Source organism: Gammaproteobacteria bacterium (assembly GCA_041395725.1).
Classification (GTDB): domain Bacteria; phylum Pseudomonadota; class Gammaproteobacteria; order Pseudomonadales; family Pseudohongiellaceae; genus NORP240.
Window position 1 is genome coordinate 4,559,649 of the sequence record JAWKZW010000001.1, and the last position, 12,297, is coordinate 4,571,945.

A 12,297-nucleotide genomic window follows, 5' to 3' on the forward strand; every position below is an offset into this window, starting at 1 on the left:
CCTGTACAAAACCGGACTGCTCTAGGCCCGGTCTGATTTCAGTGCTTACTTGATTCCTGCGATAGTGCCTTTGGGCAACGCCGCCGCCACAGAAGATTTCTGCACCTTCAGTTCGACGCCTTCGGCCACGGCCACACTGATATAGTCCTCGTTAACTACTGTTACCTTGCCCAGTATCCCTCCCGAGGTCATCACTTCATCACCCTTGGAAATGGAAGAGATAAGATCGCGGTGCTCCTTGGCACGCTTGGACTGTGGCCGCCACAGAATAAAATAAAACAACAGAAACATGCCCCCGATGAAAATCAGGTTGAAGGTGGCACTGGGAGCCGCAGGTTCCTGGGCGTAGGCGGTTGGAAATAACAGGTCCATGATTCTTCTCACAGGTTGAGTGATCTCGCTTGAATACGACAACACGAATTAATTAATTGATTGTTGAATGTATGAATCTGGCAGTTTGCTGAAAATTCAAGGCCTGGCAGTGCAATAATTCCACTTACGCCGCTCCAGGAGCTTCAGCGCTGAGCTGCTCCTGAGACTGACCGAACTCCCGCGCAAAGGCGCTCAATCTACCTTGTTCTATGGCCTGACGCAAATTCTGCATGAGATTCTGATAGAAGCGTAAATTGTGCACGGTATTGAGCTGCGCGCCCAGCATTTCTTTACATTTATCAAGATGATGGAGGTATGAGCGGCTGAAATTACGGCACGTGTAACAGTCACAGTCCGGGTCCAGAGGCCCGGTATCTTTCCGGTAGCGGGAGTTGCGTAGCTTCAGCAATCCCCGGGACGTAAACAGGTAGCCGTTGCGGGCGTTTCTCGTTGGCATCACACAATCGAACATATCGACCCCCTGAATCACCGCATCGACAATGTCCTGGGGTGTTCCTACTCCCATGAGATAACGCGGCCTGGCTGCCGGCATGAGTGGCGTAACAGCGGCAATCACCTCGCTCATCATTTCCTTGGGTTCGCCAACGGACAGCCCACCGATGGCATAGCCGCTGAAATCCATGCCAACCAGCTCGGCCAGTGACTGCTGACGGAGATCCTCGAACATACCACCCTGAATAATGCCGAATAAAGCAGACGGATGGTCGCCGTGGGCCTGCTTGCAACGCTGCGCCCAGCGCAGGGAGAGCCGCATGGATTGCTCGGCGGTCTTCCTGTCGACCGGATAGGGCGTGCACTCATCAAAAATCATAATGATGTCCGCGCCCAGCTGCTGCTGCACCTCAATGGCCGATTCCGGCCCAAGAAATACCGCACTGCCATCCACCGGTGACTTGAAGCTGACCCCTTCCTCACTGATCTTGCGCATGCTGCCAAGGCTGAAGACCTGGAAACCACCCGAGTCCGTGAGTATCGGCTTATCCCAGCCGATAAAATCATGCAGGTCGCCATGGGCCTGAATAATTGCCGTTCCCGGCCGCAGCATCAGATGAAAGGTGTTGCCCAGCAGGATTTCTGAGCCACTGGCAGTGATCTGCTCCGGCGTAAGCCCCTTGACACTTCCGTAGGTGCCCACTGGCATGAATGCCGGTGTCTGTACCTGGCCGCGGGGAAACTCCAGTACGCCGCAACGGGCCTGACCGTCTGTTGCCTTGACCGTAAATTCCATAACCATCAGCAGACCTTTCTAGTGCTCTCGGGTGGCAAAAAATTCAATGTCCGGCCAGCGCTCTTCCATCAGGGCCAGATTGACCCGGGTCGGGGCAAGATAAGTCAGGCACCCGCCTCCATCTATGGCCAGGTTGTCATGGGCCTTCTTGCGGAATTCCTCCAGCTTTGCCCCGTTGTCACTGTGCACCCAGCGGGCGGTGTAGATACTGCTTGGTTCGTAAAGGCAGTCTACTTTGTATTCATCCTTGAGCCGGAAGGCGACCACTTCGAACTGCAGCGCGCCAACCGCGCCGACAATCAGGTCGTTACTCTTCAGGGGCATGAAAACCTGGGTCGAGCCTTCCTCTGCCAGCTGGGTGAGGCCTTTCTGCAACTGCTTGAGCTTGAGCGGGTCTTTCAGGCGGATCCGCCGGAACAGTTCCGGGGCAAAATGCGGAATGCCGGTGAACTTGAGATCCTCACCCGCGCTGAAGGTATCCCCCAGCTGAATCGTGCCATGGTTGTGCAGGCCTATGATATCGCCGGACACCGCCTCCTCTGTCTGCTCCCTCTCCCCCGCCAGAAACGTCACCGCATCGTTGATCTTGATATCCCGCTGCAGTCGCACATGGCGCATTTTCATGCCTTTTTCATAGGCGCCGGAGCAGATCCGAAGAAAGGCGATCCGATCCCTGTGTTTCGGGTCCATGTTGGCCTGAATCTTAAAAACAAAGCCGCTGAAGGCCGGCTCGTCGGCAGCCACACTGCGAGTCTGGGTGGCCCGCTCGCCGGGCGGCGGAGCCCACTCCACAAAGTCGTCCAGCATTTCCCGCACACCGAAATTGCCGAGCGCCGTACCAAAATAAACCGGTGTCAGCGTGCCGGCGAGATACGCAGCCAGGTCAAATTCGTGACTGGCACCGCGCACCAGCTCGATGGCATCCACTGCATCCTGGTATTCATCGCCCAGCAGACTCCTGGCCGCCGCGCTGTCCAGACCGGCGATTTTTTCATCGTCCGGAATCTGATCGCCCTTGCCAGGCCGGTAGACATGGATAGTATCCGTGTAAAAGTTATAAACGCCCCGGAATTCCTTGCCCATGCCCAGTGGCCAGTTGATCGGCGCACAGGAGATTTTCAGCACCGTTTCTATTTCATCGAGAATTTCAACCGGGTCAAGCGTGTCACGGTCCAGCTTATTGACAAAGGTAAAGATCGGTGTGTCCCGCAACCGGCAGACATCCATCAGCTTGATGGTCCTATCTTCCACACCCTTGGCCCCATCGACCACCATCAAGGCGGAATCCACGGCCGTAAGCACGCGGTAGGTGTCCTCGGAAAAATCCTCGTGACCGGGTGTATCCAGCAGGTTGACCATGCGCTCCCGATAGGGAAACTGCATCACTGAGGAGGTCACCGATATGCCCCGCTGCTGCTCCATGGCCATCCAGTCGGAGGTGGCATGGCGATCAGATTTTTTCCCTTTGACCATGCCGGCGACCTGAATCAGCTTGCCCAGCAACAACAGCTTCTCAGTAATGGTGGTCTTACCCGCGTCGGGGTGGGAGATGATGGCCAGCACCCGCCGACGCTGGATCTCATCCTGTAACTCTTTGGTGTTCATCGACAGCTTGGCCTCGGCGCCCGGGCTAATCAGGAAGCGCATCCGTGAAAGGGGCGCAAGTATAACAACTGGCCGATTACCGGCAAACTGCCCATTGCAGCTCCTGCCCCTCCTGTCAGGCCCTGCCCCTTCTGTCAGGCCCTGCCGCCGCACTGCCCGCCCCCACTGGCAATGGAAGATCGCCCCTGTCCGGCGTCTCCACCAGCCCTTATAATCACCGCTTGTCGGCTTGCATGCCTCTGCAAGCCTGAGAGCGGCAAGGGCCCCGCGACAGTCCCGACCAGCACCAGGAGTATTCATCCGTGGATTTTCAGCTCAGCCAGGAACAAAAACTGCTACAGGACACCGCCAGGAAATTCGCCCGCAGCGAATTGCCGCAACTGGCCCGGGAAATCGAAACGACCGACGAGCCGCCCGGCATTGAACTGCGGCGCCGCTTTGCAGAACTGGGGTTTCTGGGCGCCAATCTGCCCTCAGCTTACGGCGGGGCCGGCATGTCTCACCTGGACGCCGTGCTGGTGCTGGAGGAAATTGCCAGTATCTCCATTGCCGTGGCATTCCCGGTATTCGAAAGTTGCTTCGGCCCCTGCCTGGCGATTGCTCATTTTGGCAGTGAGGAACTCAAGCAACGCATACTGCCCCGGGTCTGCAGCGGTGATCTGGTAGTCGCCGTATCCATGTCGGAGCCGGAAGCCGGCTCGGCACTGACCGATCTGACCACCAGCGCGGTGCTCGAAGGCGATCGCGTCATCCTCAACGGCCAGAAGCGCTGGTGCTCCGGTGCCGGCTACGCGGAAGCCTATGTGGTTTACTGCCGCCTGAGTGACGCGCCTGGCGCCAAGGGTATCGGGGCGGTCCTGGTCGAAAAGGACACCCCCGGTTTCAGTTTCGGGAAGCGCGACCACCACATGGGCTTTCGCGGTGTGTACAGTGCCGACATGTATTTCGACAAGGTGTCGGTACCACAGGATAACGTTATCGTGCCGGCGGGCGGCTTCAGCAGGCTGATGGAAGCGTTTGACCTGGAACGTTGCGGCAATACGACCATGTCCCTGGCCGTGGCCCAGTCTGCCTTTGATTATGTACTGGACTATGTGCAGGAACGCCGGCAGTTCGGTAAGCCGGTGGTGGATTTCCAGGCCGTGCAGCTCCAGCTGGCAGACATGAAAATGCGCCTCGATGCAGCCCGGTTACTGCTTTATCGGGCGGTGGCCAATGCCCAGCAGGGGCTGCCTTCCAGCAACGAAAGCGCCATCGCCAAATGTTTTGCCAATGAAACGGTCAGAGAAGTGACCTCCCAGGCCATGCAGTTGATGGGGGGCTATGGTTACTCAAAGGAGTTTCCCATCGAACAGAAACTCCGTGACGGATGGGGCTGGGGGATTGCCGGTGGGACCATCGACATTCAGAAGATCAATATCGCGGCTTCACTGGCAGGTCGGCGCTTCGATCAGCGTCGCTGAGAAGTGCGCTGCACCCTCGTGACGGGGTTTGCAGGTCAGGGTCTGAAGGCCCTAGTGGAGCACGTGGGAACCACCCAGCATCTGTTCACTGGTGAAACCCGGGTGGAGCAGATCACCTCGCTTCACCAGCAGCAGATCGTGGCAATGCAGGGGCTCCATGTCGTCCTTTTCATCAAACTCCAGGTCATCCAGCAGGACGCAGATCACCTCCTCATCGTCCATCTCCACTACTGCGCAGGGCTTAAACCCGCAGACTGTATTCAGCGAGGCCAACCCGCCGATCTGACAGTGATAGCCAGGGAGATTGCCCCGCTTCCTTTTCAATACCCCAGGCACCATGTAAGCGGTACCAAAACCGGCAGCGGCCACCACGTTGATGATCTCGACAATAGCCGGGTCCGACAGGTCTATTCTCAGGGTATCGGCCATGGGCAGATTGTTGCAAAGGCGCCGGTAGTTGACCATTTTCAGGAACAGGTCGATATCGTCATCGTTCCATTCCAGCATCTCGCCGTGGGTGGAACGGCTGCTGTCAGAGGAAAAGCTGAGCACCGAGGTCTCAATGGTCATATTCTTCAGGTCCTCTTCTTCCTGGTAGGAAACCACCATGGAAACTGCGCAGAAGCCTTCGCTGGACTCCGCGCTCAGGCACCACAGAAAAGGAAGCTCGTTTTCAATTTCAATCATAGGGTACCGTCTGCCGGGGGAAACCATCTGTCACCTTTCTAAGTAAGTCGTATGGCACTATTTATTCTGAAGGTTGTTCACGATAAAAATTTCTGCCTGCAACACAGTCAATCAGGCGGTGGAAAATTAAAGCCAATTTTTGTCAAGTTAGGCTGCTTAGCTCAGATTAAAATCAAGCTATCGCGGCTAACCCATTGATCTAAAATAATAAAGCATGCTCCACTCTTTAAACGCTGCTTTTCCACAAAATCTGTGGATAACTCAGTGAATAAAATAGTCACCGTAGCCCCAAAGCGCGATTTTCTGGTACATCACGTTAATTTGTTCAATTTTTAACCAACAAATTAAGTTCTTTTATATCAATTAGTTATGTGTTTTTGACGGGTCGAAACAAAAAAATAACAGCGATTTCCCGAGGTTTTATGACACCCGGGTAATTTTTGTGCATAAAAACCCGAACAAAACTCAGCTTCCAACTTACTGCATGTGTTTTCTCACTGTTTTTATTGGATTTTTTCTATTTGGATTACCGCTCGTTCTTTATGGGCTGGTGTGCTGTCTGGAAACCCCGGTTGCGCAATGGCGGTGAAAACCTGCTTACGCCAGAAACAAATCGTAAAGCGTCGGAACCAGGATGAAACTGCAAACCGACGCCAACAGCATGTCCCGATCGATCATGTAGGTCGCCATGAAGGACTCCGGCAGATTAATCGCCAGCACACCGATGAGAACGCAGAGAACCAGCAGGCGTCGCTTGTTGAGCAACAACACGGAGAACACCAGTCCAAGGCTGACGATGTAGAAGTAGTTGTCACCCAGACCCAGGCGGGACAGCGTTTCACTGGCCAGACTGATACCGATCAGTGAAAAAAAGGCCAGGGCATACATCACTGCCCGAGCAGATTTTCCTTCACGCTCCAAAGTAACACTCCTTCTGTGACTTATGCCCCTGCAGGGCCCGCCTGGCTTGCCCGAATTCTGGTTGTCAGACCTTTTGCTGACTGACGATCTGTTGACTTAGTCTGTTGATCCAGCAATGACTGAGCAGCCTATGGTTATTTAATCTTCTTCGACAAACAAGGAACTGGTCGGCTCCGCAGCTGCCTGATTCGTCTAATTGTGAGCGCCGTCACAACAGGGCTGCTCCGCACCCCGACGCTGCACGTCAAGCCCCACAACTGCCGGGCAGGCCCTACTCGGCCACGACCCGCAGCAACTGCTGATAATCCGACAGGCCGGCCAGAATCTTCTCGATACCATCCTGCTTCATGGTGCGCATGCCATCTTTTTTGGCCTGCTCGCGAATCTCCTTAAGGCTCGCCTTGCTGTAAATCATCGACTGCAGGTCACGGGTGCCAACCAGCAGTTCATGGATCCCCGTCCTGCCCCGGTAACCAGTATCACCGCACTCGACGCAGCCGACCGGACGGTGTAATTCGATTTTCTCCGGATCCAGTTCCAGGCTGTCAAAATCGTCTTCGCCATACACCATGATCAGGTGGTCCAACTCGCGCTGATCCGGTTTGTAGGATTCTTTACACTTGTGACACAGTGTTCGCATCAGGCGCTGCGCCAGTACGCCCAGCAGGGCATCGGAGAAATTAACCGGATCCAGACCAAGGTCCAGCAAACGGGTAATGGTTTCCGGCGCCGAATTGGTATGCAGCGTGGAAAGCACCAGGTGTCCAGTCAGCGAGGCTTCAACGCCGATATTGGCAGTCTCGGTGTCACGCATCTCACCAATCAGAATGACATCCGGGTCAGCCCGCAGGAAAGCCCGCATGGCTGTAGCGAAAGTAAAATTAATCTTAGGCAGCATTTGGACCTGCTGCAGGCCCGGCTGGGTGATCTCCACCGGATCCTCCGCAGTCCAGATTTTCCGGTCTGGAGTGTTGATGTGTCCCAACACCGCGTGCAGGGTGGTGGTCTTACCGGAACCGGTTGGCCCCACCACTAGAAACAGGCCGTGGGGATGGGTGGAAAGATCGATAATCTTGTCGTAGTTGGGCTTGGACAGGTTCAATTTGCTGAGCGGCATGGCCGAGCCGGCCGCCAGTAAACGCAGTACCGCACTTTCACCGTAAACAGTAGGCAGTGTGGCAACCCGCAGTTCGAGCTTGCGGTTGCGTACTTTGAGCTTACATTTGCCGTCCTGGGGCAGCCGCCGTTCGGCGATATCGAGCCTGGCTATTACCTTGATACGGGCAATCAGCGCGGCCGTGTGCTCCTTGGGGACTTTTAATAATTCCCGGCAACTGCCGTCCACGCGGACCCGAACCACCCCCGGAGAACCGTCCTTGCCAGGCTCAATATGAATATCCGAAGCTCCCAGGCGTTCCGCCTCGGTAATAATCTTGTTGACCAGCTGGATTACCGCGGAGGTTGCCGCCAGTTCTTCATCGTGTTGTTCACCGTCATCCTCGACTTCGATGTTTATCTGCTCGTCAAGGGCCGAGAACACCTCATCGAAGTCGGTTGCCTCATCCAGCTCCCCGGACTCATCGTGCAGGTATTGCAGAATGTGCTCGGGTAACCCGACCCGGAAAGTATAGTTGCGTGCGTTAACGACGCCCTGGATTTCCATGATACGCCGGTAGTCACTGGGGTCGTCGATGAGGATGACGGCCTCCTGTTTGTCTCCAGCAATCGGCAACCACAAGTTGCTGCGCAGGTAGCTCAGGCCGATATTCTGCAGAAGGTCCATGGGCAGTTCCCGCTCAGGCTCGTAGCCTAAATAGGGCACCCGGTAGTAATACTCCAGGGATTTGCCGATCAGATCCGCTTCGATTTTCTCACCTTCCATCAGCGCCCGGCTCATGGTTCCGCCATAGGAAGAGGTGCGCTTCTGCAGAGCGGCCAATTCCAGGGCGGTGATTCTGCCCTTCTGGACCAGGTAATCGTAGGGGCCCTGGGTAGACTGAAGAGCCGCCCGGTACTGCTTGGCCAGGATCTGAGAGAGCATCAGGGCATACTTCAGATCAAGCCGGGTGAATTCTGGATCGCCTTCGAATCGAACCAATTGCAGCACACCCAGCAGCACCTCATCTTTGATAGGCACGACGATCTGGGATTTGACTTTCCAGCCTCGTTCCTCGCTGAAACTGCTGTTATAACGCAATCGCGGATGCATTGCGCTGAGCTCAGCCCCGTCGTTGACGTCCTTGATAAGCAGGGAACGGTGGCTGAGAGCCACGTAGCCGGCAATGGATCCCGGGCTGAAAGGGACGCGGATTTCTGAATCGTCGCCACGAGTATCACCGGCCTTTACAGTAGCCAGCAGCTCGGCGCAATGATCCACGCATTGATAGATGGTCAATAGCTTGACACCCAGCAACTTCAGCAGGTCCTCTTCCACTTCCCGCATGGCCACTGGCAATTTCTTGCTGTAACGCAGGCGTTGATAGACCTTGGCCAGTTCCTGGACAAACTCATCCTGGGAACTTGCTGACGACACGGGTGGTCGCTTTTCTTTTGATTCCGATGAGGAGAAAAACCCTTTCATCAACTTACTCTGTGTATAGCCGATAGAAAAAACAGTCGTTACCTTGTCCTCGGGAGCCATTCATTGACCCGGAAGCTTTGTGGGCCATACTCCTGAATTCAGAAAAATCCAGAGGATAAAGCAACTTGCGATTCAAACTGCCAGTAAAATCCAGCAAACTCAACGTCTTCATTGCAATTTTGGGAATTGGGTCGCCTTTTTCAGCCTGTTTGCCGTCCCGCACCACGAAATTGACCGAGGCACAGCACCAGTGGATTGCCGAGCAGATTTTCAACAACGAATGCAACCGGGAAGTCCGTTGTCTTACCAGTTGGAATCCAGGAGAGGACTTTCCTTCCCTGGGGCTGGGACATTTCATCTGGTACCGGGCCGGGCAGGCGGAGATTTACTCAGAAACCTTCCCCGAACTGATGCATTTTTATCAAATCCACGAAATCGAGACTCCGACCTGGATCACAGCCCTGCCAGGTCTGGATTCTCCCTGGCAGACCCGGGAGCAGTTCTACGCTGAAATTGATCAGCCGCGGCTGACGGAATTAAGGGATTTTCTGTCGCAGACCCTGCCGATCCAGGCACGCTTCATTATTGAACGCCAGCAAGGCGCCCTGTCCGGAATTCTCGAACGGCTCCCCCGCTCCCAACGGACTGCCATCGAGACCCTGTATCACCGGATCGCCGCCGCCGACCCGCCTTACGGACGCTACGCCCTGATCGACTACGTCAACTTCAAGGGCGAAGGCACCAGCCCGGCTGAGCGCTACCAGGGTCAGGGCTGGGGCCTGTTGCAGGTGCTGCAGGAAATGCTTGCGCACCCTGATGACCAGGCCGTGCTGGTACGATTTTCCGAAGCGGCAGCGCGGGTGCTGCAACGCCGGGTAGCAAACGCCCCGGTCGAGCGCAATGAACAACGCTGGCTCACCGGCTGGCTGAACCGCCTGCAGACCTACCTGCCGACTGAGCGGCGCCGGAGCCTGTAACCACCAAGGGAGTCTCTGCCTGGGGCTGTTCCTGACCTCCCACTGCAGTCTGCGGCAGCGCTTACCTCTTGCCGAACCCGGGACCAGGCAGTAACCTTGCGGCCTTCGTCAGCAATTAAGTCCGGGGTTGCGCTACCGTGAGTTACGAACGTTCCAACATCCAGTCGATGTCCGGCTATGTACCGGGCGAGCAGCCTGCTGATCCGGAAGTCATCAAGTTAAACACCAATGAAAACCCCTATCCCGCCAGCCCCGCAGTTGCCGCGGCACTGGCTGAAATCCGGATTCAGGATCTGCGCCGCTATCCCTCTCCCACGGCGCAGCGCTTCCGACAGCTGGCCGCTGACTACCACGGGCTGGACAGTGACAATATTCTGCCCACCAATGGCGGCGACGAGCTGCTGCGCCTGGCGATCACCACCTTCGCCGGCCCGGGTGAAATGGTCGGCGTAGCTGAGCCCAGTTATTCGCTCTACCCGGTACTGACCGACATACAGGACTGCAAGCTTCTGCCGGTACCACTGCTGGATGACTGGACGCTGCCATCAAACTTTACCGCCATCCTGAACGATGCCGGTGCCCGCCTCGCCATCCTTGTAAACCCGCACGCTCCTACCGGGATGCTGATGCCTGCCGCAGAACTGATGGCTATCGCTGACTCTTTTCGAGGCGTGCTGCTGGTGGACGAGGCTTACGTGGATTTTGTTGACCCCGACAAAGGATACGACCTGACCCCTGCAACCAAAGAGCTGGACAATCTGCTGCTACTGAGGACCCTGAGCAAGGGTTATTCCCTGGCAGGCCTGCGATTCGGATACGGTATCGGGGCGGCCAGCCTGCTGGCCCCCATGATGTTCAAGACCAGAGACAGCTACAATACCGATTACATTGCCCAACATCTGGCCTGTGCCGCAATCGAGTCCGTGGACAACGCGCGCGCTACCTGGAAACTGGTACGGGACGAACGGCGTCGCCTGGCGGCCGAACTCGACAGACTCGGTCTGCCCTGCCTGCCAAGCCAGACTAACTTTCTGCTGGCTCAATGCCGGTCAACGGAAGTGGCGCTGTCGATTTATGAAGGCCTGAAACAGCAAGGCATTCTGATTCGTTATTTCGCTCAGGATCGCCTGCGGGACAAACTGCGGATAACAGTAGGTACTCCGCAGCAGAACCAGCGCTTGCTGGATTGCCTCGGGAAGCTCTGAGCAGCAGGCCTTCAAAACCGGGCACACAGGGTGTGATGTGATGACTGGCAACCAGGAATTCTCCGGACGATCTGATCAATTTGGCATCAGCAGGGTGCACTTCTGCCCGGACTGCAGGAAGCCTCTGCGTCGCATCAATGGTAAGATGGGCCCTTTCTGGAGCTGTACTGGTTTCCCCCAGTGTCGCACCACCCTGGATGACGTGGGCGGCAAACCGTCCCATGAACCGGACGAACATTATTGCTGCCCGATCTGTACGCGCCGGATGGTGCGTCTTCAGGGCGACGAAGACGACGTATTCTGGATCTGCACCGGTTCCAGCAGAGGCTGTAACGTGCGACTCAAGGACGATAATGGTATGCCGGAGCGGGCCTGGCGCTGCGGCAGCTGTGGCCGACTCCTGAAATTGCGGCACGGTAAACACGGCGCGTTCTGGGGCTGCAGTCGCTATCCCGAATGCAAACAGACTTACAATGATCTTGACGGAAAACCGGACCTTTGATTTTCTCTCTGATTAAAGTTCGCAAGAAAACCAGCACCGTGATTGCCGGCGTGATGATCGGTGTGGCGTGCCTGTGGGGCATCGCCATGTGGCAGGATGTCAGCGCCCGACAACTCTTTAATGTGTTACTGGGCAGCCTGGCCTTAATCCTGGGTATCATGCTGATAGCCTTGCTGGTAATCGTGACACTGAAAGGGGTTGGAAAGCTGATCAGGAAATCGCTTCCAGGCGACGAGTCCGACGACGACCCGTCATAGTGGGAGCGTACGCGACATGATGATAGCGTCTTCTCTGCCGTGTTCGGAGGGATAGTAGTTCTTGCGCTCGCCGATCGGCAGAAAACCCATTGCCCGGTACAGTGACCTGGCGCCTTCATTAGAGTGCCTGACCTCCAGGAAACAGACTTCCGCCTCTTCCTGTTCCGCCTGCTCCAGCAGAAATCTCAGCATGCGCTTGCCGTGCCCTGCTCCCTGATAGTCAGGATGCACACACAGGGTCAGCAGATGACTCTCGCCGACGGCGACTGACAGGACCCCATGTCCGATCAGTTTGTCATCGCTGGCAAGTACCCAACACTGATAGCCGGCGCGCAGACAGTCTACGAAAATACGCTTGTTCCATGGATGTTCATAGGATGCCGCGGCCTCATTCTGCACCACCAGGTCCAGATCACTGGCACGCATACGGCGCATGACAAAATCATCTTCTGCTTGAATATCTGGTAGCACGCCAGTC

The 12,297-nt window shown here is 56.0% G+C and carries 12 protein-coding genes; 5 read left to right on the forward strand and 7 right to left on the reverse strand.

From position 1 onward, the window contains the following. Window positions 1-45: 45 nt before the first annotated feature. The 3 genes from yajC to R3F50_20145 all read right to left on the reverse strand — a co-directional run bounded on the left by yajC (window position 46) and on the right by R3F50_20145 (window position 3,226). Window positions 46-372 carry a preprotein translocase subunit YajC gene (gene yajC, locus R3F50_20135; protein ID MEZ5492598.1) on the reverse strand — a complete coding sequence of 109 codons (327 nt, stop codon included), beginning with the start codon at window positions 370-372 and terminating at the stop codon, window positions 46-48. Between the two features lie 124 nt (window positions 373-496). Then, window positions 497-1,621, reverse strand: coding sequence for a tRNA guanosine(34) transglycosylase Tgt (tgt, locus tag R3F50_20140; protein ID MEZ5492599.1), 1,125 nt, complete (start codon window positions 1,619-1,621; stop codon window positions 497-499). A gap of 18 nt (window positions 1,622-1,639) precedes the next feature. Next, window positions 1,640-3,226 (reverse strand): peptide chain release factor 3, encoded by a 1,587-nt coding sequence (locus R3F50_20145; protein ID MEZ5492600.1) that lies wholly within the window; start codon window positions 3,224-3,226, stop codon window positions 1,640-1,642. A 302-nt stretch (window positions 3,227-3,528) separates the two neighbouring features. On the opposite strand from R3F50_20145, the gene R3F50_20150 reads away from it, so the two are divergent. Further along, the gene (locus tag R3F50_20150; GenBank protein ID MEZ5492601.1) at window positions 3,529-4,689 is read left to right on the forward strand and encodes an acyl-CoA dehydrogenase family protein; all 1,161 of its coding nucleotides are present in this window, start codon (window positions 3,529-3,531) and stop codon (window positions 4,687-4,689) included. A gap of 51 nt (window positions 4,690-4,740) precedes the next feature. Here the strand turns inward: R3F50_20150 and R3F50_20155 are convergent, their stop codons facing one another. The 3 genes from R3F50_20155 to R3F50_20165 all read right to left on the reverse strand — a co-directional run bounded on the left by R3F50_20155 (window position 4,741) and on the right by R3F50_20165 (window position 8,938). Beyond that, window positions 4,741-5,376: a hypothetical protein gene (locus tag R3F50_20155; GenBank protein ID MEZ5492602.1), complete on the reverse strand. Its 636-nt coding sequence runs from the start codon at window positions 5,374-5,376 to the stop codon at window positions 4,741-4,743. A gap of 597 nt (window positions 5,377-5,973) precedes the next feature. After that, window positions 5,974-6,297 (reverse strand): hypothetical protein, encoded by a 324-nt coding sequence (locus R3F50_20160; protein MEZ5492603.1) that lies wholly within the window; start codon window positions 6,295-6,297, stop codon window positions 5,974-5,976. A gap of 271 nt (window positions 6,298-6,568) precedes the next feature. Then, window positions 6,569-8,938, reverse strand: a complete 2,370-nt coding sequence (locus R3F50_20165; GenBank protein MEZ5492604.1) for a GspE/PulE family protein — start codon at window positions 8,936-8,938, stop codon at window positions 6,569-6,571. 170 nt (window positions 8,939-9,108) lie between these two features. Between R3F50_20165 and R3F50_20170 the strand changes: the two genes are divergently transcribed. The 4 genes from R3F50_20170 (at window position 9,109) to R3F50_20185 (ending at window position 11,819) form a co-directional block, all read left to right on the forward strand. After that, window positions 9,109-9,855 carry a hypothetical protein gene (locus R3F50_20170; GenBank protein ID MEZ5492605.1) on the forward strand — a complete coding sequence of 249 codons (747 nt, stop codon included), beginning with the start codon at window positions 9,109-9,111 and terminating at the stop codon, window positions 9,853-9,855. A gap of 137 nt (window positions 9,856-9,992) precedes the next feature. Next, on the forward strand, window positions 9,993-11,060 hold the full coding sequence (gene hisC, locus R3F50_20175; GenBank protein MEZ5492606.1) for a histidinol-phosphate transaminase: 1,068 nt from the start codon (window positions 9,993-9,995) through the stop codon (window positions 11,058-11,060). A gap of 40 nt (window positions 11,061-11,100) precedes the next feature. Further along, window positions 11,101-11,562: a topoisomerase DNA-binding C4 zinc finger domain-containing protein gene (locus R3F50_20180; protein ID MEZ5492607.1), complete on the forward strand. Its 462-nt coding sequence runs from the start codon at window positions 11,101-11,103 to the stop codon at window positions 11,560-11,562. After that, window positions 11,559-11,819: a hypothetical protein gene (locus R3F50_20185; GenBank protein ID MEZ5492608.1), complete on the forward strand. Its 261-nt coding sequence runs from the start codon at window positions 11,559-11,561 to the stop codon at window positions 11,817-11,819. The genes R3F50_20180 and R3F50_20185 overlap by 4 nt, the downstream gene beginning before the upstream one ends. On the opposite strand, the gene rimI is transcribed toward R3F50_20185, so the two are convergent. Beyond that, window positions 11,814-12,290, reverse strand: coding sequence for a ribosomal protein S18-alanine N-acetyltransferase (gene rimI / locus R3F50_20190; GenBank protein ID MEZ5492609.1), 477 nt, complete (start codon window positions 12,288-12,290; stop codon window positions 11,814-11,816). The genes R3F50_20185 and rimI overlap by 6 nt on opposite strands. Window positions 12,291-12,297 lie beyond the last annotated feature (7 nt).